Below are 22,325 nucleotides of genomic sequence, written 5' to 3'. Positions count from 1 at the left end.
CCGACGGCGCCGTGTTTTCGCAGGTTGGTGCGCGGTCGCTGGATAGGCTAAGAGGGCCCGAGATGTGCGTTCGGCCAGGGCGGAGGAGAATGAGCACCAATGACTAGTCCTTTCCAGCCCGGTCAGGTTCCCGGCGCCACGCCCACGGGCGCGGCGGCCCGCCGGCATGGCGTCCCCGGACTGCCGACGCCGCCCAAGGGTTGGCCGGTCGGGTCCTATCCCACCTACGCCGAGGCACAGCGCGCCGTCGACTACCTTTCCGAGCACCAGTTCCCCGTTCAGCAGGTGACCATCGTCGGGGTCGACCTGATGCAGGTCGAACGTGTCACCGGCCGGCTGACGTGGGCCAAGGTGCTCGGCGGTGGTGTGCTCAGCGGGGCCTGGCTGGGCTTGTTCATCGGGTTGGTGCTCGGCTTCTTCAGCCCGAATCCCTGGGCCGCGCTGGCCACCGGCCTCGTCGCCGGTGTGTTCTTCGGGTTGATCACCTCCGCGGTCCCGTACGCGATGGCGCGTGGGACAAGGGATTTCAGCTCAACCATGCAACTGGTGGCCGGCCGCTACGACGTGCTCTGCGACCCGCAGAACGCGGAGAAGGCACGGGATCTCTTGGCGCGCTTGGCGATTTGAGGCCGCGCGCGAGAGGTGTGAACCCAGTGGTGCATCGTCGTGGTCGCCTGTTCCGGGCGGGCGCCAGCGCGTTGGCGACGGTGACCATCGCGGCGGCATCGGGCTGCGGAGGCGCCGGCCACGGGCTGGTGATCACGTTCTTCACGCCGGCCACCGATTCGGCCGCGTTCAACGCCGTCGCCCAAGAGTGCACCCGGCAAATGGGGGGCCGGTTCGCCATTCAGCACGTGAGCCTGCCGAGGGGGCCCGGAGAGCAGCGGGTGCAACTGGCGCGGCGGCTGAGCGCACACGACCGCGGGCTGGATGTGATGGCGCTGGACGTGGTGTGGACGGCCGAGTTCGCCGAGGCGGGCTGGGCGCTGCCGCTATCCGACGACCCGGAGGGTCGGGCCGACGGCGACGCCGTTGTTGACACCTTGCCGGGTCCGTTGGCGACGGCCCGTTGGAAGCACAAGCTGTATGCCGCACCCGTCACCACCAACACCGAATTGCTGTGGTACCGGCCAGATTTGGTGAAGCAACCACCGCGCGACTGGGACGGAATGGTGGCCGAGGCCGCCCGGTTGCACGCCGAGGGGCAGCCCGCCTGGATCGCCGTGCAGGCGAACGAGGGTGAGGGCCTGGTGGTGTGGTTCAACACGCTGCTGGTCAGCGGGGGCGGTCAGGTGCTCTCCGAGGACGGCCGCCGGGTCACCTTGACCGACACGCCCGCGCACCGGGCCGCGACCGTCAACGCACTGCGCATCCTCAAGTCGGTGGGCACCGCCCCCGGGGCCGACCCGTCGATCACCCGGACCGACGAGTCAACGGCGCGCCTGGCGGTCGAGCAGGGCAAGGCCGCACTGGAGGTCAACTGGCCGTACGTGCTGGCCTCCCTGCTGGAGAACGCGGTGAAGGGCGGTGTCCCCTTCCTGTCGCTGAACCGGGATCCGACCCTGGCCGGCAGCATCAACGACGTCGGGACGTTCGTGCCCAGCGACGAGCAATTCCGCGTCGCGTACGCGGCCAGCCAGAGGGTCTTCGGTTTCGCGCCGTATCCCGGTGTGGCGCCGGCGCGGCCGGCCAAGGTGACGATCGGCGGGCTGAATCTTGCCGTGGCCAGCACCACCCGCCACCGCGCGGAGGCTTTCGAAGCCGTACGCTGCCTGCGCAGCCCGCGGAGCCAGAAATACGTTTCGATCCAAGGCGGCCTGCCCGCGGTGCGGACGTCGTTGTACTCCGATCCGCAATTCCAGACCAAGTACCCGATGTACACGGTCATCCGCCGGCAACTCACCGACGCCGCCGTGCGGCCGGCAACGCCGGTCTATCAGGCGTTGTCGCTGCGACTGTCGGCGGCGCTGAGCCCCATCACCCGGATTGACCCCGAGCGGACGGCCGACGAGCTCACCGCGCAGGCGCAAAAGGCCATCGACGGCAAGGGGCTGTTGCCGTGACGGCGCCGGCTGTCGAGCTCGAAAGGACCGCCGTCGCGCCGCGTACCCGAAACCGGTTGTCGGAATGGCGACTTGCCTTCGTGCTCGTCGCGCCGTCGGCGATTCTCATGCTCGCGGTGACGGCCTACCCGATCGGCTACGCGGTGTGGCTGAGTCTGCAGCGCAACAACCTCGCGACCCCCGGCGACACCGCGTTCGTCGGGTTGAGCAACTACCAAACGATCCTGACCGACCGGTATTGGTGGACCGCGCTGGCCGTAACGGTGGGCATCGCAGTGGTTTCGGTGTCGCTCGAGTTCGTGTTGGGCCTGGCGCTGGCGTTGGTGATGCACCGCACCCTGGTCGGCAGGGGCCTGGTGCGCACCGCGATTCTCATCCCGTACGGCATCGTCACCGTGGTCGCGTCGTACAGCTGGTACTACGCGTGGACGCCGGGAACCGGCTATCTGGCCAACCTTTTGCCCCACGGCTCGCCTCTCACCCAAGCGCCCTTGACACAGCAGATCCCATCGCTGGGCATCGTCGTCCTCGCCGAGGTCTGGAAGACGACCCCGTTCATGTCGCTGCTGCTGCTGGCCGGGCTGGCGCTGGTGCCCGAGGACTTGCTCAAGGCCGCCCAGGTCGACGGCGCCGGCCCGTGGCGGCGGCTGATGCGCATCACCCTGCCCATCATCAAGCCGGCGGTCATGGTCGCGTTGCTGTTCCGGACGCTGGACGCCTTCCGCATCTTCGACAACATCTACGTGCTGACCGACGGCGCCAACAACACCGACTCGGTGTCAATCCTGGGCTACAACAACCTGTTCAAGGGGTTCAACGTCGGACTGGGCTCGGCCATCAGCGTGCTGATCTTCGTCTGTGCGGGCATCATCGCGCTGGTCTACATCAAGGCGTTCGGCGTGGCGGCGCCCGGTGGTGACGTCGATGGCCGGTAAGCGGGGAGGCGCCCGGCGCGCGGCGGCGTGGGCCATCATCGACACCGTGGTGGTGGTTTACGCGCTTGTCCCGGTGCTGTGGATCCTCAGCCTCTCGCTGAAACCCACGTCAATGGTCAAGGACGGCAAGCTGATTCCGTCGTCGGTGTCCTTCGAGAACTACCGCGGCATCTTCCGGGGGGACCTGTTCGGTTCGGCGCTGGTGAACTCGATCGGAATCGGGTTGATCACGACCGCGATCGCGGTGGTGCTCGGCGCGATGGCGGCCTATGCGATCGCCCGGCTGAGCTTCCCCGGCAAGCGGGTGCTGATCGGGGCCACCTTGCTGGTCGCCATGTTCCCCGCCATCTCGCTGGTCACCCCGCTGTTCAACATCGAACGCTTCGTCGGGCTGTTCGACACCTGGCCGGGCCTGATCCTGCCTTACATCACGTTCGCTCTGCCGCTTGCCATCTACACGCTGTCGGCGTTTTTCCGCGAGGTCCCGTGGGACCTGGAGAAGGCGGCCAAAGTCGACGGTGCCACACCGGCCCAGGCTTTCCGCAAGGTGATCGTCCCGCTGGCCGCGCCCGGAGTGGTGACCACGGCCATCCTGGTGTTCATCTTCGCCTGGAACGACCTGATGCTGGCGCTGTCGCTGACCGCCACGAAGGCGGCGATCACCGCACCGGTGGCAATCGCAAACTTCGGTGGCAGTTCGCAATTCGAGGAGCCCACCGGGTCAATCGCGGCCGGTGCCATCGTGATCACGGTCCCGATCATCGGTTTTGTTCTAATCTTTCAACGACGAATCATCGCCGGGTTGACCTCTGGCGCGGTGAAGGGATAGCGCGATGGCCGAGATTGTGCTGGACCATGTCAGCAAGCGCTACCCGGACGGCGCCACAGCGGTGGAAGACCTCAGCATCACCATCGCCGACGGCGAGTTCCTGATCCTGGTCGGGCCGTCGGGCTGCGGCAAGACGACGACGCTGAACATGATTGCCGGCCTTGAGGACATCTCGTCCGGGGAGCTGCGCATCGGCGGCGAGCGTGTGAACGAGAAGGCGCCCAAGGACCGCGACATCGCGATGGTCTTCCAGTCGTACGCGCTGTACCCCCACATGACCGTGCGACAGAACATCGCGTTTCCGCTCACACTGGCGAAAATGAAGAAGGCGGACATCGCCCAGAAGGTGGAGGAGACCGCCAAAACCCTTGACCTGACCGAACTGCTGGACCGTAAGCCATCCCAATTGTCGGGCGGGCAACGACAGCGGGTCGCGATGGGCCGGGCGATCGTGCGCCGCCCCAAGGCCTTCCTGATGGACGAACCGCTGTCCAACCTGGACGCCAAGCTACGCGTCCAGATGCGTGGCGAGATCGCCCGCCTGCAAAGGCGACTGGGCACCACCACCGTGTACGTCACCCACGACCAGACCGAGGCCATGACGCTCGGAGACCGGGTGGTGGTGATGCACGGCGGCATCGCGCAGCAGATCGGCACCCCGGACGAGCTCTACGAGCACCCGGCCAACCTGTTCGTCGCGGGGTTCATCGGCTCACCGGCGATGAACTTCTTCCCGGCCACGTTGACCCCCATCGGGCTGACGCTGCCTTTCGGGGAGGTGATGCTGAAACCAGAAGTCCAACAGGTGATCTCGCAGCATCAGGCGCCGGAGAACGTCATCGTCGGAGTCCGGCCCGAGCATCTCCACGACGCCGCGTTGATCGACGGGTACCAGCGCATCAGGGCGCTCACCTTCGAGGTGAAGGTCGACCTGGTCGAGTCGCTAGGCGCCGACAAGTTCGTGTACTTCTCCACCGCGGGGTGGGCGGCGCACTCCGCCCAGCTGGACGAGCTGGCCGCCCAGGCCGACGCGCACGAAAACCAGTTCGTGGCAAGGGTTCCCGCGGAATCCAAAGCGGCTATCGGGCAGTCGATCGAGTTGGCGTTCGATACCACCAAGCTTGCCGTCTTCGACGCCGGCTCCGGAGCCAACCTGACCGTTGCGCCGTCTGGGGCGCAGTGACCCCGATCCTGGACCAGGTGCGCGCGCACCTGCGCCGCCACTTCGCCGACGCCGAGCCGGATTCGGCGAGCGTGACGTTCCTGGGCACCGAACCCATCGAGGTGCTGCGTTTCCGCGGCAGCGACGGGCTGGTTCATTACGCCTCGCTGGGCTGTTCGCGCTATCCGATGACCGACCCGACGCAGCTCCTCGACGACCGGACGCGAGGCCCCCGCGCCGAAGTCGTGCTGCGCCTGCGGGATCCGGGGCCCGTCACCGGTATCGCCCGCAGCCTGGCGGTACTGGCCGCAACGCCGGCCGTCGAGGGTCTGGTGCTGACCGCCGACGCGTTGGTCGATCTCGGCTCGCCACTGTGGGCACGGCCTGCGGGCCGGGTGCCGTTCACCGCGGTGCTGTTGGGCCCCAGCGACATCGAGGATCTGCCGCTGGAACCGCCCCACGACCCGGTGCGATTCCTCGCGGCGACCCCCATCACCGCGACCGAGGCGGCCTGGGTGCGGCTCAAGGGCGCCGAGGCGATGCGGCAGGCGTGGCAGAACGACGGTGTGGACGTGTTGAACTCGAATCGTCCTGCGGCACAACCGAAATAAACCGCCATCGAGTGTGCGGCTAGGGCGTCGAGTGTGTACCCAGGCGGGAAAATCGCGAAATTCTCGCCCTGGATGCACACTCGAATTCCCAGGCGCACGCCGAAAGGCCGGCGTTAGAGCCAGTTGTTGCGTCGGAATTGGAAGTACAAGACCAGGCACACGAGGACCATCAGCGCCACTATTCCCGGATAACCCCAGGTCCAATTCAGCTCTGGCATGAAACGGAAGTTCATGCCGTAGATCGCGGCGACCATGGTGGGAAACGCCAAGATACCGGCCCAGGCCGCCATCTTGCGCATGTCGTTGTTCTGCTGCATCCCGACCCGGGCCAACGCCGCCTGGATCAGCGAGTTGAGCATGTCGTCGTAACTGGCAATCTGGTCGGCGGCCTGGGACTGGTGGTCGGAGACGTCGCGCAGGTAGCGCCGCACTTCTTTGGAGATGATGTCCTTGTTCTCCACTTGCATTCGCTGGAACGCCACGGACAGGGGGCTCACGCACCTGCGCAGCTCGACGACTTCCCGCTTGAGCAGATAGATCGGTTCGACGTCGATCTTGCTGCCCGGGGCGAACGCCACTTCCTCGATGGCGTCGATGTCGGCTTCGATCAGGGCGCTCACCCCGAGGTAGTGGTCCACCACGTCGTCGGCGATGGCGTGCATCACCGCGAAGGGGCCCAGCCGCAACTGCTCGGGATCGGCGTCCATCCGCTTGCGAACTTCGGACAGCCCGCCGTGCTTGCCGTGGCGCACGGTGATCACGAAGTCCTTGCCGACGAAGACCATGATCTCGCCGGTCTCGACGATCTGACGGGCCATCACCACCGATTCGTGTGGGACGTAGCTGACCGTCTTGAGAACCAGGAACACCGTTTCGTCGTAGCGCTCCAGCTTGGGTCGCTGGTGCGCGCAAACGGCGTCCTCGACGGCCAGCGGGTGCATGCCGAAAAGGTCCGCGACTTCCTGCATTTCGGTTTGGTCGGGTTCGTGCAGGCCGACCCAGACGAAGGCATCCTGTCCGAGCATGCCGATCTGGCGCACCTTGTCCCTGGCCGCGGCGTAGCTGAATTTCCCGGGCAGGCGGTGGCCTTCGGCGTAGACGGCGCAGTCGACCAACGTCTCGTTGGGCGAGTGCGGTTGGGGTTCGGGCTGCGGCGGGTGCGGTTCGTGCGCGAGTGGGCGAAGCGCTTCGGGCAATGCGTCAAAACCCTGGAACACATCCACCTCCGATCGCGGCGCAGGTCTGACCAGGCGGTGCTCCATGCTACGCGTCCCCGCCGACCGAGGCGCGACGATCCGTTTGCGCAGCAATGGGCCGGGTATTGGACCGGAGGTTGGCGGCCGATAAGGGTGCGCTAGTTTCGAGCCGAGACCCGAAATCTTCATGACTATCTCCACAAGGAGCGTTTCGACGTGAGCGCAAGTCCTCTCAAGGTTGCCGTCACCGGCGCCGCCGGCCAGATCGGCTACAGCCTGTTGTTCCGCTTGGCGAGCGGTGCACTGCTGGGCCCCGACCACCCGATCGAGCTGCGTCTGCTCGAGATCGAGCCGGCGCTCAAGGCGCTCGAGGGCGTCGTGATGGAATTGGACGACTGCGCGTTCCCGCTGCTGGCCGGGGTCCAGATCGGCTCGGATCCGAACAAGATCTTCGACGGTGCCAGCCTCGCCCTGTTGGTCGGCGCCCGCCCACGGGGCCCGGGCATGGAGCGCAGCGACCTGCTGGAGGCGAACGGCGCGATCTTCACCGCGCAGGGCAAGGCCCTGAACTCGGTCGCCGCCGACGACATCCGCATCGGCGTGACGGGCAACCCGGCCAACACCAACGCGCTCATCGCGATGAGCAACGCGCCCGACATTCCGAAGGAGCGGTTCTCGGCGCTGACCCGCCTGGACCACAACCGGGCCATCTCGCAGCTGGCCAAGAAGACCGGCGCGAAGGTCACCGACATCAAGAAGATGACGATCTGGGGCAACCATTCCGCCACCCAGTACCCCGACGTGTTCCACGCCGAGGTCGGCGGCAAGAACGCCGCCGAGGTGGTCGGTGACCAGAGCTGGATCGAGAACGACTTCATCCCGACCGTGGCCAAGCGCGGCGCGGCGATCATCGACGCGCGGGGTGCCTCCTCGGCGGCGTCGGCCGCGTCGGCGACCATCGACGCCGCCCGCGACTGGCTGCTCGGCAGCCCGGACGACGACTGGGTGTCCATGGCGGTCGTCTCCGACGGCTCCTACGGCGTGCCGGAAGGGCTGATCTCGTCGTTCCCGGTGACCACCAAGGACGGCGACTGGAAGATCGTCACCGGCCTCGAGATCGACGACTTCTCCCGCGGGCGCATCGACAAGTCCACCGCCGAGCTGGCCGACGAGCGCAACGCGGTTACCGGGCTCGGTCTGATCTGACCCGGCGGTCGTCACAAGAATGTGATCCCTAGAGGATTAGGTCTACTAACCGGTAGTCAGTACCCTAGGGCGCGTGTCCGAGTTGATTGAATCGATACAGACGCGCGCCGCACTGGGCGCGATCACCGACGACGAGATCTTCGACGCGCACGTAGGCGGGAAGCTTTCCGTAGCCCTGAGCGCGCCGCTGGACACCAAGCGCGCGCTGTCGATCGCCTACACCCCGGGCGTGGCGCAGGTCAGCCGCGCGATCGCCGCCGACCGCACCCTGGCCGCCCGCTACACCTGGTCGAACCGGCTGGTCGCCGTCGTCAGCGACGGCAGCGCGGTGCTCGGCCTGGGCGACATCGGGCCGGAGGCGTCGCTGCCGGTGATGGAGGGCAAGTGCGCCCTGTTCCAGGCGTACGGCGGGCTGAACGCGATCCCGATCGTGGTAGACACCAAGGACCCCGATGAGATCGTTGAAACCCTGGTGCGGCTGCGGCCGACGTTCGGCGCCGTCAACCTCGAGGACATCTCCGCGCCGCGCTGCTTCGAGATCGAGCGGCGGGTCGTCGAGGCGCTGGACTGCCCGGTGATGCACGACGACCAGCACGGCACGGCGATCGTGGTGCTGGCGGCGATGATGGGCGCCAGCAAGCTGCTGGGCCGCGACATGTCGTCGCTGCGGATGGTGGTCTCCGGTGCCGGCGCCGCCGGTGTGGCGTGCACGAATCTGCTTCTGACGATGGGTGTTTCGGACATCACGGTGCTGGATTCGCGCGGCATCCTGTACACCGGGCGCGACGACATGAACGGCGTCAAGGTCGAGCTGGCGCGACGGACCAATCCGGGCGGCCTCAGTGGCGGCCTGGTCGAGGCGCTCGAAGGGGCGGACGTCTTCCTCGGGGTGTCGGGGGGCGTGGTGCCCGAGGAGCTCGTCGCCACCATGGCACCCGGCGGGATCGTGTTCGCGCTGTCCAACCCGGACCCGGAGATTCAGCCCGAGGTCGCCGCCAGGTACGCGGCGGTGGTGGCCACCGGTCGCAGCGATTTCCCCAACCAGATCAACAATGTGCTCGCGTTCCCCGGAGTGTTCCGCGGCGCGCTGGACGCCGGGGCCCGGCGGATCACCGAGAAGATGAAGGTGGCCGCGGCCGAGGCGATCTTCTCCGTCGTCAGCGACGACCTGGCTTTCGACCGGATCGTCCCCAGCCCGCTTGACGTGCGCGTCGGAGATGCCGTCGCCACGGCGGTGGCCCTGGCCGCAGATCCCGCAGACACCGCGGGGTGAGAACCGGCTGGCCGGCGGTCTTGCTGCTTGCCGCCATACTCGCTGTGCCCGGCTGCGGGACCGACACCCGCGACCATGGCGCCCGTCCGGAACTGGTGGTCGGCTCCGCGACGGATCCCGAGTCGACGCTGTTGGCCGGGGTTTACGTGGCCGCGCTGCGCTCGTACGGTTTCGCGGCCCGCGCCCAGACCGCTGAGGATCCGATGGCGCGCCTGGACTCCGGCGCGTTCACCGTCGTCCCGGCCTTGACCGGCCGCAAGCTGCAGAGCCTGCAGCCGGGCGCGGTGGCGACGTCCGCCGCCGACGTCTACCGCGGGATGGTGGCCGCGCTTCCCGAAGGCGTCGCCGCGGGCGACTACACGACGGCCGCGGAAGACAAGCCCGTGCTGCTGGTGACGCCGGCCACCGCCAAGGCGTGGGGTGGCAGTGATGTCAGCGCGGAATTGAGCGCGTTGCCCAAGCACTGCACCGGCTTGGCCGTCGGGGCGGTCACCGGGCGCGCGGCCCCGTCGGCCGTGGGCACCTGTCGGCTTCCCGTTCCGCGCGATTTCCCCGACGAGACGGCGATGTTCGCCGCGGTGCGGGCCGGGCAGCTGACCGCGGGTTGGACGACGACCGCGGACCCCGGCCTACCGGCCGACCTGGTCACGCTCGCCGACGGCAAGCCCGCACTGATACGCGCCGAGAACGTGGTGCCGCTGTATCGCCGTAACGCGCTCAGCGATCGGCAGCTGTTGGCGATCAACGAGGTGGCCGGCGTGCTGGATACCGCAGCCCTTGTCGACATGCGCCGCCAAGTGGCCGGTGGAGCCGACCCGCAGGCCGTGGCCGGCGCATGGTTGGCGGAACACCCACTGGGGCGGTGACGCCCCAGAGCGACCGGGGTCAGCGCTTGGGCAACAACCGGGTCACGGCGCGCTGCACCCGACTCATGACGGGTCCGCCCAGTAGCCGATCGGCTTGCGAACCCGTCAGCCGCACGACCAGGTCCATGGCCTTGACGTCCGGCCCGACCAGCACCCGAGCCTTGTTCCTGCGCACACCCGCCAAGATGACATGGGCCGCCCGTTGCGGCGTGGTCTTGGCCTGCTGTTCCTCGAACATCTCCGCCAGGCTGTCCTGGTCGAGCCCGTCGGCGAACACGGCGTTGCGGGCGAACCCCGTCTTGACGCCGCCCGGGTGCACCGTCGTCACCCGCACCGGTCGGCCGGCCCGCACCATTTCCAGTCGCAGCGCTTCGGTGAAACCGCGAACGGCGAACTTGGCCGAAACGTACGCCGCCTGCCCCGGCGCCGCGAACAGGCCGAGCGCGCTCGAGATGTTGACGACGTGGCCGTCGCCCGAGGCGATCAAATAGGGGAGGAAAGCCTTGGTGCCGTTCACGACGCCCCAATAGTCGACGTCCATCACCTGCTCGATGTCCTTGAACCGGCTGTCGTTGATGGATCCGACGAACGTGATCCCGGCGTTGTTGTAGATCTGGTTGACCTTGCCGAAGTGCTCGTGGACGGCGTCGGCGTAGGCCAGGAACGCTTCGCGCTCGGTCACGTCGAGCCGGTCGGCTTTGACCGGTGCGCCGATGGCCTTCAGCTGCTCCTCGGTCCGCGCCAGCCCTTCGATGTCGGCGTCGCTGATCGCGAGCTTCGCACCGGCGCGGCCGAGTTCCAGGGCCAATGCCTGGCCGATCCCTGAGCCCGCGCCCGTCACCACGGCGACTTTTCCGGCGAACCCTTGCATGCCGTAACTCCCTAGTGGCGCCCCTGCGCCGTGGCCCCGTGCTGCGTCAGGTTATCCGGTACCGGCCGTCATTGCCACGGCGGGATCACTGCTTGGGCATCAGGCGGCCCATGACGGGCCCGAACAGCTGCTGATATCCGGGGCCGGTCAGCCGCACCAAGGCGTCCAGAATCTTGGCGTCCGTCCCGACCAGCACCCGGGCCTTCTTCTTGCGCACGCCCTCCAGGATTATCTGGGCGGCCCGCCGGGGGCTGGTCTTGGCGAGCCGTTTGTCGAACAGGCTGGCCAGCTCGGCCTGGTCCAGCCCCTCGGCGACGGTGGCGTTGCGGGCGATGGCGGTTTTGATGCCGCCTGGGTGCACCGTGGTCACCGCCACCGGGTGGCCGGCGGCCACCATTTCCTGTCGCAGCGCCTCAGTGAATCCCCGGACCGCGAACTTCGCCGAGTTGTAGGCCGCCTGCCCGGGCACCGAGAAGAGCCCGAACACGCTGGAGACGTTGATGACGTGGCCGTCGCCCGAGGCGATCAGGTGCGGAAGGAACGCCTTGGTGCCGTTGACGACGCCCCAGAAGTCGACGTCCATCACCCGCTCGATGTCCTTGAACTGGGTGACTTCGACGTCGCCGGAGAACGCGATGCCGGCGTTGTTGTAGATCTGGTTCACCTTGCCGAAGTGCTCGCGGACCGCGTCGGCGTAGGCCAGGAACGCCTCGCGCTCGGTCACGTCGAGCCGGTCCGATTTGAAGTCGGCTCCGATCGCCTTCAACTGCGCCTCGGTCTCCGCCAAACCCTCGAGGTTGACGTCGCTGATCGCGACCTTGGCACCCGAGCGAGCCAGCTCGACGGCCAGCGCTTGCCCGATACCCGAACCCGCGCCCGTCACCACGGCGACTTTGCCGGCGAACCCTTGCATGAGCAACCTTCCTTGTCAGCCCGTTTGCGTCGAGGCTAGCCGTGACCGGTGGTTCCCCGTACCGGTGGGTGGTCGAGAACTGCTCGCTCAGCGGAAGGCTGTGTCGAGGATCTCCTGCTGCTCGACCGCATGCACCTTCGACGAGCCCGACGACGGGGCCGACATGGCCCGGCGCGAGATGCGCTTGAGCCCGGTCAGCTTGTCGGGCAGCAGCTCGGGCAGCTCCAGCCCGAACCGCGGCCACGCCCCCTGGTTGGCCGGCTCCTCCTGCACCCAGAAGAATTCCTTGGCGCCGGGGTAGCGGTCCAGCGTCTCCCTGAGCCGGCGCTTGGGCAGCGGAGCGAGCTGCTCGATGCGCACGATCGCGACGTCGTCCCGCTTGTCCTTGGCCTTGCGCGCCACCAGCTCGTAGTAGAGCTTTCCGCTGGTCAGCAGGATCCTGGTGACCTTGCCGCGGTCGCCGACGCCGTCCTCGTAGGTCGGCTCTTCGAGCACCGAGCGGAACTTGATCTCGGTGAAGTCCCTGACGTCGCTGACGGCCGCCTTGTTGCGCAGCATCGACTTCGGCGTGAAGACGATCAGCGGGCGCCGAACGCCGTCGAGGGCGTGCCGACGCAGCAGGTGGAAGTAGTTGGACGGCGTCGAGGGCATGGCGATCGTCATCGAACCCTCCGCCCACAGCTGCAGGAAGCGTTCGATGCGGCCCGAGGTGTGGTCGGGGCCCTGGCCCTCGTGGCCGTGCGGCAGCAGCAGCACCACGTTCGACAGCTGGCCCCACTTGGCCTCGCCGGAGCTGATGAACTCGTCGATGATCGACTGCGCGCCATTGACGAAGTCGCCGAACTGCGCCTCCCACAGCACCAGGGCGTCCGGGTTGCCGACGGTGTAGCCGTACTCGAAGCCGACGGCGGCGTACTCCGACAGCGGGGAGTCGTAGACCAGGAACTTGCCGCCGGTGGGGGTGCCGTCGGGGTTGGTCGCCAGCAGTTGCAGCGGCGTGAACTCTTCGCCGGTGTGGCGGTCGATGAGCACCGAATGCCGCTGGGAGAAGGTGCCGCGCCGGGTGTCCTGGCCCGAGAGCCGCACCAGCTTGCCCTCGGCCACCAGCGAGCCCAGCGCCAGCAGCTCGCCGAAGGCCCAGTCGATCTTGCCTTCGTAGGCCATCTCCCGGCGCTTCTCCAGCACCGGCTGCACCCGCGGGTGCGGGCTGAAGCCCTCCGGCAGGGCGAGGAACGCGTCACCGATCCGGGACAGCAGCGCCTTGTCCACCCCGGTGGACAGGCCCGCGGGAAGCATCTGGTCTGCCTCGACCGATGCGCTGGGCTGCACGCCGTGTTTTTCCAGCTCCCGGACCTCGTTGAACACCCGCTCCAGCTGGCCCTGGTAGTCGCGCAGCGCGTCTTCCGCCTCCTTCAGCGAGATGTCGCCGCGGCCGATCAGGGCTTCGGTGTAGCTCTTGCGGACCCCACGCTTGATGTCGACGACGTCGTACATCGCGGGGTTGGTCATCGACGGGTCGTCACCCTCGTTGTGGCCGCGCTTGCGATAGCACAGCATGTCGATGACGACGTCCTTCTTGAACTTCTGCCGGAAGTCCACGGCCAGTTGCGCCACCCACACGCACGCCTCCGGGTCGTCGCCGTTGACGTGGAAGATCGGCGCCCCGATCATCTTGGCCACGTCGGTGCAGTACTCGCTGGACCGCGAATACTCCGGCGCCGTGGTGAAGCCGATCTGGTTGTTGACGATGATGTGGATCGTGCCGCCGACCCGGTAGCCGGGCAGGTTGGCCATGTTCAGCGTCTCGGCGACCACCCCCTGGCCCGCGAAGGCGGCGTCGCCGTGCACCATCATCGGCACCACCGAGAAGGCCTTCTCGTCGCCGTCGTCCTGGGCGCCACGGTTCAGCAGGTCCTGCTTGGCCCGGACCAGGCCCTCCAGCACCGGGTCCACGGCTTCGAGGTGGGACGGGTTGGCGGTCAGCGAGACTTGAATGTCGTTGTCGCCGAACATCTGTAGGTAGACGCCGGTGGCGCCGAGGTGGTACTTGACGTCACCGGAGCCGTGGGCCTGCGACGGGTTGAGGTTGCCCTCGAACTCGGAAAAGATCTGCGAGTACGGCTTGCCGACGATGTTGGCCAGCACGTTGAGCCGGCCGCGGTGCGGCATCGCGATGACCACTTCGTCGAGGCCGTGCTCGGCGCACTGGTCGATCGCCGCGTCCATCATCGGGATCACGCTTTCCGCGCCCTCCAGCGAAAAACGTTTCTGCCCAACGTACTTGGTCTGCAAGAACGTCTCGAATGCCTCGGCGGCATTCAGTTTGCTCAGGATGAACTTCTGCTCGGCCACCGTCGGTTTGACGTGCTTGGTCTCGACGCGTTGCTGCAGCCACTCTTGCTGCGTGGGCTCGAGGATGTGGGTGTATTCCACGCCGATGTGGCGGCAATAGGCGTCGCGCAACAGGCCCAGCACGTCGCGCAGCTTCTTGTACTCGCTACCGGCGAAGCCGTTGACCTTGAACACCCGATCGAGATCCCACAGCGTCAGGCCGTGGTTGAGGATTTCGAGGTCGGGGTGGCTGCGGAACCGGCTGCCGTCCAACCGCAGCGGGTCGATGTCGGCCATCAGGTGGCCGCGGTTGCGGTACGCCGCGATCAACTCCATCACCCGGGCGTTCTTGTCGACGATCGAGTCCGGGTTGTCGGTGCTCCACCGCACCGGCACGTACGGGTTGCCCAGTTCGCGGAAGATCTCGTCCCAGAACGCGTCCGACAGCAGCCTCTCGTGGATGGCGCGCAGGAAGTCGCCGGATTCCGCGCCCTGGATGATCCGGTGGTCGTACGTGGAGGTCAGGGTGATCAGCTTGCCGATCCCCAGTTCGGCGATGCGTTCCTCGCTGGCACCCTGGAACTCCGCGGGATACTCCATGGCGCCCACGCCGATGATGGCGCCCTGGCCGGCCATCAGGCGGGGCACCGAGTGCACGGTGCCGATGGTGCCGGGGTTGGTCAGCGAAATCGTCACGCCCGCAAAGTCTTCGGCGGTCAGCTTGCCGTCACGCGCGCGCCGCACGATGTCCTCGTAGGCGGTGACGAACTGCGCGAACCGCATGGTTTCGCAGCGCTTGATGCCGGCCACCACCAGGGAGCGCTTCCCGTCTTTGCCCTGCAGGTCGATGGCGAGGCCGAGGTTGGTGTGCGCGGGGGTGACCGCGGTGGGTTTGCCGTCGACCTCGGCGTAGTGCCGGTTCATGTTCGGGAACTGCTTGATCGCTTGCACCAGCGCGTAGCCCAGCAGGTGGGTGAAGGAGATCTTGCCGCCGCGGGTGCGCTTGAGCTGGTTGTTGATGACGATCCGGTTGTCGATGAGCAGCTTGGCCGGAACGGCGCGGACGCTGGTGGCGGTGGGCACGTCCAGCGAGGCGGACATGTTCTTGACGACGGCGGCCGCGGCGCCGCGCAGCGTCTGCAGTTCGTCGCCCTCGGCCGGCGGGGGAGTCGGGGCTTTGGCCTTCGCCGGTGCTGCGGCGGGGGCGCCGTTGCCGGCGCTGCCCGCGGGCTTGGCGGGCGCAGCGGTCTGAGCCGACGGCGGCGGGGCCGGCGCGGGCTTTGCTTGCGGGGCGCTCGCGGCCTGGCCGTCACCGGTGGGCGGGGCGCTCGAGGCCGATTCGCCGCTCGGCTCGGGGTTGTAGTCAACGAGGAACTCGTGCCAGCTCGGATCGACCGACGAGGGGTCATCGCGGAACTTGCGGTACATCTCCTCGACCAACCATTCGTTTTGCCCGAATGGTGAACTTATGTTGCTCACGACCGCTGTTCGCCTCAATTCCTCTGTCCTGCAAGCGCTCAAGCAGTTGTTGCGCGGCGCCCGCACGTTTGTCGGCCCCGGGATTGTGGAGCACGTCACACCAGCGACGATGCTCAACGTCTCCGCCCTATAAAGGCTAACCTTTCGCCAGCAATTCGCCAGGGAGACGGGGGTAGGAGGGGATGGTCGTTCGTTAGCCGGCTTCGTGCAGCGGCGGCACCAGGTGCAGGGCGCGTGGCCAGCGCACCGGTGGGGTGCCGAACGCCCGGTCGGCGTTGCGGACGATCTTGCGCCCGGCGAGGTAGTTGCCGACGGCCCCGACGACGATGCCGATGCCCACCGGCAGCAGCTTGCCGAACATGAGGGCGCCGCGCCGCAGCGTGTACCGCTTGACCCAGGACTTGAGCAACTGCGCGTTCAGCCGCGACATCGACGACAGCGGCACGGCTGCCACGGTCTCGGAAACCCAGCCGCCGTTGGTGCGGGCCGGGCCGAACAGTTGGGCGACCGTCTCCTTGCTGTTGTCGCCGACCAGCACCGACAGCACCAGAGCGCGGCGCCGTTCCCGGTGGTCGGCGGGAATGTCGTACACCACCGCGACGGCCAGCACGAAGAACGCGGTGGCCTCCAGGAACGTCACCGTTTCCGCCGCGGCGGCAGACAGCGCGCTCAGCGTGCCGACCCCGGGGACGGTCGCCGCCGCGCCCACCGCCATGCCGCTGGCCGTCACCATGCCCACATAACGGTTCTGCAGCTTGGCGAGGATGTCGGCCGGGCTGCTGCTCGGGTGCGCGTTGCGCAGCCGGGACACATAAGCCTCGGCCGCCGGGCCCTGGATCCGCGAGCTTCGCTCGATGACCTGGGCCAATGCCCGCGCGGAAGCCTTGGGCCGGCCGTTGGTGGGCGTCGGCGCCTGATCCGCATGGGACATGCTGAAAAACCGGTTCGAAGACCGCTTCCGTCGGGCCCGCATCTTGCCTCTCCTGCAAATGGCGTCCTACCAGGCTAACGTGCGCGCCGCGGAACACCCGACCGAACACGAAAGCTTCGAGCCTGGTGTACCCCGGATCGGGTCCGTGGCTGCGCTCAATAGGCTCAGCGGCAATAATGCAGGCTGGATGTCCATGACGGTCCGGGCCGGTCGACCACGCCCCGTGCAGGCAGGCATCGTCGGGAGCTGAAGCGAGGTGGGGTGGATGACCGCGGCGACCCCTCCGTCGTCCGGGGGGACCCGGCGCGCGGCGCCGAACCCAGCCCAGCTCACCACGCGCTGGAACTGCCTCACCCAGAGCTCGCCGCAATCGCGCAACCCCTGGAACGCGCTCTGGGCGATGATGATCGGCTTCTTCATGATCATGGTCGACTCGACCATCGTCGCCATCGCCAACCCGACGATCATGTCCAAGTTGCACATCGGCTACGACACCGTGGTCTGGGTGACCAGCGCCTATCTGCTGGGTTATGCGGTCGTGTTGCTGGTGGCCGGGCGGTTGGGTGACCGGTTCGGCCCCAAGAACCTCTACCTGATCGGTCTGGTGGTGTTCACCGTCGCCTCGGTGTGGTGCGGGCTGTCGGGCAGCGCCGCCATGCTGATCGCCGCCCGCGTCGTCCAGGGTGTGGGCGCCGGAGTCCTCACGCCCCAGACCTTGTCGACGATCACCCGGATCTTCCCGCCCGAGCGGCGCGGCGTCGCGGTGAGCCTGTGGGGAGCCACCGCCGGTGTCGCCAGCCTGGTGGGCCCACTCGCCGGCGGCGTGCTGGTCGACGGGCTGGGATGGCAGTGGATTTTCTTCGTCAACGTCCCCATCGGCGCAGTCGGGCTCGCCCTGGCGTACTGGCTGGTCCCCGTGCTACCCACCCATTCGCACCGATTCGATGCGGCGGGAGTCGCGCTGTCCGGCGCGGGCATGTTCCTGATCGTGTTCGGGTTGCAGCAGGGCCAGGCCGCGCACTGGGAACCCTGGATCTGGGCGATGATCGTCGCCGGGGTCGGGTTCATGACGATATTCGTGTTCTGGCAGTCGATGAACACCGACGAGCCGCTGATTCCGCTGGCGATCTTCGGTGACCGCGACTTCGGCCTGTGCAACGCCGGGGTCGCCATCGTCTCGTTCGTCTCCACGGCGATGATGCTGCCGCTGACGTTCTACGCGCAGGCCGTGTGCGGGCTCTCCCCGACGCGCTCGGCCCTGCTGATCGCGCCGATGGCGATCGCCAACGGCGTGTTCGCACCGTTCGTCGGCAGGATGGTTGACAGATACCACCCGCGGCCGGTCCTCGGCTTCGGCTTCTCGGTGCTGGCGATCGCGCTGACCTGGCTCACCGTCGAGATGTCGCCGGCGACGCCGATCTGGCGGCTGGTTCTGCCGTTCTTCGCGGCCGGGGTCGGGATGGCGTTCGTGTGGTCGCCGCTGACGGCCACCGCGACGCGCAACCTGCCGCCGCACCTGGCGGGCGCCGGCTCCGCCGCGTACAACTCCGTCCGCCAGCTCGGCGCCGTGATCGGCAGCGCCGGCATGGCCGCGTTCATGACGGCACGGATCGGCGCCGAGATGCCGCCGCAGCCGTCCGGTGGCGCCGCCGGCGAGGGGGTCGCCTCGTTGCAATTGCCCGAGTTCCTGCGTGATCCGTTCGCGGCCGCCATGTCGCAGTCGGTGCTGTTGCCCGCGTTCATCGCGCTGTTCGGGATCGTTGCCGCGCTGTTCTTGCTCGGGTTCGCGCCGTCGGCCATGGCGGGTGGCCCGCCCGAGGGGGCCGAGGCGCTGGACGACGACTATGACGACGACGAGTACGTCGAATTCATCCTTCTTCGTGAACCCGAGGCCGTCCCCGCGCCGGCCGATCGGGTCGTCCGACCGCCCCCGTCGCCAGGCGGCGCGCGGCAGAGCGTGCGAGACGACCCGCTTCCACACGTCGGACCAATTGGCTCGGAACACAACGGCTCTCACGCTGATGCACACGGACGTTTCCGTCCGGTCACTGAGCTTTCGGCACGCACCTATGGGTCTGCCCCGCGCGATCGGGTTGCGCCGCCGGAATGGCAGCAGAACGGCTCGGCGCGAGGTCGGCGTCACCGCCGTGATCCCGACGACGACCCGACCGGTTTCGGCCGCCACTCGTCCCGCGGCTAGGTGCTCGCCGGCTCGGTCAGCGCCAGAAACGCACCCAGGTCGATCAGGCCCGCGGGCGTCGTGGGCAGGTACTCGGTCAGCGACGCCGAGCGCACGATGACCGCCGCATATTGGGCCCGGCTGATGGCGACGTTGAGCCGGTTCCTGTTGAGCAGGAACGAGATTCCACGCGGCACCATGTCCGCGGTGGAGGCGGTCATCGAGATGAACACCACCGGCGCCTGCCCGCCCTGGAACTTGTCGACAGTGCCGACCCGGATCGCGTCGAGCCCGGCAGCCCTCAACCGCTGGCGCAGCAGCGCCACCTGGGCGTTGTAGGGCGCCAGCACCAACACGTCGGAGGCGGCCAGGGCCCGGGTGCCGTGCTCGTCGGTCCAGGGCGCGCCGAGCAGTTGGTCGACTTCGGCGGCGATCGCGTCGGCCTCCTCCGGGCTTTCCGTCGAGTTACCGTGGTGCGCAACGGTAAGCGTCCGCACGCCGGGCCGGTGACCGGCGAGGCGTCGCGCGGCGGTGCACTCGTGGGAATACAGCCTGCCCTCATAGGACAACGCGGAGACCGCGGCGCAGACCGCCGGATGCATGCGGTAGGAGCGGTCCAGGAAATAGCCGCGTTCGTCGGGCAGGGTGCGCCGGCCGTCCACCAGCCAGTCGAGCGCGGACGTGTCAACCGGGTCGGGATGGGTTCCCTGGCTGACCTGCGGCAGCTGCTGGGGGTCGCCGAGCAACAACAGGTTGGCGGCGGCCGGTGCCACCGCGATGGTGTTGGCCAAACAGAATTGGCCCGCCTCGTCGATCACCAGCAGGTCGAGGGCGCCCGGCGGTACCCGATTGGCGTTGGCGAAATCCCATGCCGTGCCGCCCACCACGCAGCCCGCGGTGTCGGCGATGAACGCGGCGTAAGCGCTGCTGTCGATTTCCTGCCAGCGCGGGGCGCGGTGGTCGTTGCGTTTCTTTGCGACCCGGGCCGGGTCCAGCCCGGCGTCGATAACACAGTCCAGCACGTTCTCCACGGTGGCATGCGATTGCGCGACAACGCCGATGCGCCAGCCATGGTCGGTGGCCAGGCGCTGGACCACGCGCGCGGCCGTGTGCGTCTTGCCGGTACCGGGCGGACCGTGCACCGCCAGGTACGACGAGTCCAGATCGAGGATCGCGGCGGTGATGTCGGCTGCGATGCCCGCGGTGCCGTCGCCGCGCGGCAGCGCGGAGCGGCTCCGCGTGCGCGGCGCGCGGCGCAGCAGGATGTCGACGACGGCGCTGCGGGGCAGTTGGGGCAAGCCGGCCGCCACGGCGGCGGCCGTGGCCTCGATCGACTCTCGCAGGGCGGTCGTCGGAATCGGCGGGCCTGGGGTGAGGGCGAACGGGAGTTGGTGAAATGGCTTGCCGTCGTTGCCGACTCGTTCCACGATGGTCACTTCGGTGGGCAGCGTGGGATCGTCGGCGGCTATGACGGTGGCGCGTCCGGCCGCCCGCCGGTCGGGATCGCTCGACATTCCCGGCGGGGCGGGCGGGTCGTAGAGGGCGAAGACGTCGGTCATCAGCTCCCCGCGTGCCAGCTCGCCGCGCAGTTGCACGCGTCGCTGTGGCTTGCGTGCGCGGGGCGGCGTGTTCCAGTCCACGGCCACCGACGCGTCCTCGGCGATGAAGACGTCGGTGTTGTCAGCCCACTCCTCGACGGGGAAGTTCAGCCGGTCAAAGTGCGCCCACCAGAACGGTTTATCCTCGCGCCGGTGGTAGCCGCGCGCGGCGGCCAGCAGCGCGACCGCCGTCTGTTCGGGCGTGCGCTCACCGACGGCGGCGTCGCCGGCGAATACCGCCAAGGTCACCGCCAGCTGGTCATGGTCCTCGACGGTGTTGCCGTCCGGGACGGGCTGGGCGCCAACCGGCACGACGCCGGATTCGTACGCGCGCAACATCAACCAGTTGCGCAGTTCCTGGGTGGAGCGGCAGTCATAGCGGTTGTAGTCCTCGATCTCCTTGAGCACCGAGGCGGCCTCGTCGCAGCGGCCGTCGGCCCGCAGTTCGCAGTACCGGGCGTAGGAGGTGATCGACCCGGTGGCCGTGGTGACGTCACCGGACCGCAGCTGCGCTCCCATGTACAGCGGTTCCAGCGCCTTGAGGCTGAACGACTCGGCACCGACCCGAATGCTCTTGCGCACCAAAGGGTAAAGGTCGACCAGCGTTCCGCTGCGCAATAGCTCGTCGACCTGGTCCTCGCCCACCCCGTAGCGGCCGGCGAGCCGCAGCAGCGCGGTCTTCTCGTAAGGCGCGTAGTGGTAGATGTGCATGTTGGGCCGGCGCTTACGGCGCTTGGCCACCATCGCCAGGAAATCGGCCAGTGCCTTGCGTTCGTCCACCCGGTTGTGCGCCCACAACGGGCGAAACGTGCCGGTGGGCCCGGCTTCCAGGACGCCGAACAGGTATTCCAGGCCCCAGTCCTTTCCGTCGACGGTCCACAGCGGGTCGCCCTCGAAATCGAAGAACAAGTCGCCCGGGTCCGGTTCGGGTAGCAGCGTCAGCGGCTGCGGGTCGACGATCTCGAACCGCGGCGTTCCGGTTTCGCGTTGGTGCACTTGAAGTTTCGCCTGGGCGGTCAGTTTGCCGAGCGCGGCCGGCGCCAGGTCAGGCACGGGACCGGTATGCCCGGCGAGCTCGGACACCGTGGTGATTCCGGCGTCGATCAGCTTGTCCCGCTGGCCGACTCGCATGCCGGCGACCAGCAGCAGGTCATCGGTGGCATGCAACTGCTCGGTGCACAGCGGGCAATCCAGACAGGCGCCCACGCCTTCGTCGTCCCAGCGGACCGCGGTGCCCCCGACATGGTGCTCATCGAGGATTCGCTGCAGCCGCGCGCGCTGGGAGCGGTAAACCGGGACCAGGTCTTTGACGCGATAGCGCACCGCCGTCCCGTCGCCCAGGTGCAGTTCGGCCTCGGGCGCCACCGGTACACCCGAGGCGGCCAGCGTGTCGGCGTAGGCGGCCAGCTGCAGCAGCGCCGTGACGTTGGCCGAACGGGCCAGCTTGGTGTCGATGACCCGGTACCGCTCGCCGTCCCGCACCAGGAAGTCGGCGAAGCCGACGAAGCGGCCGTCGAACATGGCGGCCTGATACACCGCGGGCGCACCGCCGGCGATGGCGCGCCGGGTCGCCTCGGCGGCCGCCGCGAGGCCGGCGAGGGTGTAGGCCGGGCGGCCGATGACCGCGACGCCGTCGCCGAACTCGGCGCGCAGCCGGTCCAGTTCGCGTCGCTCGTGTTCGTTCCCGAGGGCGGCGGTGCGCGCGAGAAGGTCGTCCTCGGCCGCGGCGGCGGGTCCCCAGCCGAGTTTCGCGTCGAAATCCCGGAGCAGTGCGTACTCACATCGCGCGGCGGCGGCGAGATCCGACGCGCTGTACACGATGCTGTCGCCGGTGACGAACACAGCAGCAACTGTAGGTGAGGGGACCGACGAAAAGGCGCGT

The 22,325-nt window shown here is 68.1% G+C and carries 16 protein-coding genes; 10 read left to right on the top strand and 6 right to left on the bottom strand.

The annotated features are described in order from the left end of the window. Positions 1-99 precede the first annotated feature (99 nt). Genes KXD96_RS22615 through KXD96_RS22590 form a run of 6 tightly spaced genes read left to right on the top strand, consistent with a single transcriptional unit; the run spans position 100 to position 5,600 of the window. A complete protein-coding gene (locus KXD96_RS22615) occupies positions 100-627 on the top strand; it encodes a general stress protein (protein ID WP_260740029.1) in 528 nt (175 codons plus the stop codon). 26 nt (positions 628-653) lie between these two features. Next, a complete protein-coding gene (locus KXD96_RS22610; RefSeq protein WP_260740027.1) occupies positions 654-2,063 on the top strand; it encodes an extracellular solute-binding protein in 1,410 nt (469 codons plus the stop codon). Continuing rightward, entirely contained in the window at positions 2,060-2,998 is a 939-nt protein-coding gene (locus KXD96_RS22605) for a carbohydrate ABC transporter permease (RefSeq protein WP_260740024.1), read from the top strand. The genes KXD96_RS22610 and KXD96_RS22605 overlap by 4 nt, the downstream gene beginning before the upstream one ends. After that, positions 2,988-3,827: a carbohydrate ABC transporter permease gene (locus KXD96_RS22600; protein ID WP_260740023.1), complete on the top strand. Its 840-nt coding sequence runs from the start codon at positions 2,988-2,990 to the stop codon at positions 3,825-3,827. Before KXD96_RS22605 ends, KXD96_RS22600 begins: the two co-directional genes overlap by 11 nt. 4 nt (positions 3,828-3,831) lie before the next feature. Next, positions 3,832-5,010: an ABC transporter ATP-binding protein gene (locus KXD96_RS22595; RefSeq protein ID WP_260740020.1), complete on the top strand. Its 1,179-nt coding sequence runs from the start codon at positions 3,832-3,834 to the stop codon at positions 5,008-5,010. After that, positions 5,007-5,600, top strand: coding sequence for a suppressor of fused domain protein (locus tag KXD96_RS22590; protein WP_260740018.1), 594 nt, complete (start codon positions 5,007-5,009; stop codon positions 5,598-5,600). The genes KXD96_RS22595 and KXD96_RS22590 overlap by 4 nt, the downstream gene beginning before the upstream one ends. A gap of 113 nt (positions 5,601-5,713) precedes the next feature. Here the strand turns inward: KXD96_RS22590 and corA are convergent, their stop codons facing one another. Then, positions 5,714-6,817: a magnesium/cobalt transporter CorA gene (gene corA / locus KXD96_RS22585; protein WP_260740016.1), complete on the bottom strand. Its 1,104-nt coding sequence runs from the start codon at positions 6,815-6,817 to the stop codon at positions 5,714-5,716. A 195-nt stretch (positions 6,818-7,012) separates the two neighbouring features. On the opposite strand from corA, the gene KXD96_RS22580 reads away from it, so the two are divergent. From KXD96_RS22580 to KXD96_RS22570, 3 genes are all read left to right on the top strand, one after another. Then, complete coding sequence (locus KXD96_RS22580) at positions 7,013-8,002, top strand: malate dehydrogenase (RefSeq protein ID WP_260740013.1); 990 nt, start codon at positions 7,013-7,015, stop codon at positions 8,000-8,002. A gap of 73 nt (positions 8,003-8,075) precedes the next feature. Further along, the gene (locus KXD96_RS22575; protein WP_260740012.1) at positions 8,076-9,275 is read left to right on the top strand and encodes an NADP-dependent malic enzyme; all 1,200 of its coding nucleotides are present in this window, start codon (positions 8,076-8,078) and stop codon (positions 9,273-9,275) included. Further along, positions 9,272-10,141 (top strand): glycine betaine ABC transporter substrate-binding protein, encoded by an 870-nt coding sequence (locus KXD96_RS22570; protein ID WP_396877246.1) that lies wholly within the window; start codon positions 9,272-9,274, stop codon positions 10,139-10,141. The genes KXD96_RS22575 and KXD96_RS22570 overlap by 4 nt, the downstream gene beginning before the upstream one ends. A gap of 19 nt (positions 10,142-10,160) precedes the next feature. Here KXD96_RS22570 and KXD96_RS22565 read toward each other — a convergent pair whose 3' ends face one another. The 4 genes from KXD96_RS22565 to KXD96_RS22550 all read right to left on the bottom strand — a co-directional run bounded on the left by KXD96_RS22565 (position 10,161) and on the right by KXD96_RS22550 (position 16,708). Beyond that, positions 10,161-11,012, bottom strand: a complete 852-nt coding sequence (locus KXD96_RS22565; protein WP_260740010.1) for an SDR family oxidoreductase — start codon at positions 11,010-11,012, stop codon at positions 10,161-10,163. Positions 11,013-11,097: 85 nt separating this feature from the next. Continuing rightward, positions 11,098-11,925, bottom strand: a complete 828-nt coding sequence (locus KXD96_RS22560; RefSeq protein WP_260740009.1) for an SDR family oxidoreductase — start codon at positions 11,923-11,925, stop codon at positions 11,098-11,100. An 87-nt stretch (positions 11,926-12,012) separates the two neighbouring features. After that, complete coding sequence (locus KXD96_RS22555; protein WP_260740006.1) at positions 12,013-15,735, bottom strand: multifunctional oxoglutarate decarboxylase/oxoglutarate dehydrogenase thiamine pyrophosphate-binding subunit/dihydrolipoyllysine-residue succinyltransferase subunit; 3,723 nt, start codon at positions 15,733-15,735, stop codon at positions 12,013-12,015. Positions 15,736-15,928: 193 nt separating this feature from the next. Continuing rightward, complete coding sequence (locus KXD96_RS22550) at positions 15,929-16,708, bottom strand: hypothetical protein (RefSeq protein WP_260740003.1); 780 nt, start codon at positions 16,706-16,708, stop codon at positions 15,929-15,931. A gap of 223 nt (positions 16,709-16,931) precedes the next feature. On the opposite strand from KXD96_RS22550, the gene KXD96_RS22545 reads away from it, so the two are divergent. After that, the gene (locus tag KXD96_RS22545) at positions 16,932-18,866 is read left to right on the top strand and encodes an MFS transporter (RefSeq protein ID WP_260740001.1); all 1,935 of its coding nucleotides are present in this window, start codon (positions 16,932-16,934) and stop codon (positions 18,864-18,866) included. Here the strand turns inward: KXD96_RS22545 and KXD96_RS22540 are convergent. Next, positions 18,863-22,285 carry a TM0106 family RecB-like putative nuclease gene (locus KXD96_RS22540; protein WP_260739999.1) on the bottom strand — a complete coding sequence of 1,141 codons (3,423 nt, stop codon included), beginning with the start codon at positions 22,283-22,285 and terminating at the stop codon, positions 18,863-18,865. The genes KXD96_RS22545 and KXD96_RS22540 overlap by 4 nt on opposite strands. Between the last annotated feature and the right edge of the window lie 40 nt (positions 22,286-22,325).

The sequence above is a fragment of the Mycobacterium sp. SMC-2 genome (assembly GCF_025263485.1).
GTDB lineage: Bacteria > Actinomycetota > Actinomycetes > Mycobacteriales > Mycobacteriaceae > Mycobacterium.
Note: the sequence above shows the minus strand (reverse complement) of the source record. Positions and strands in the feature narration are given on the sequence as shown.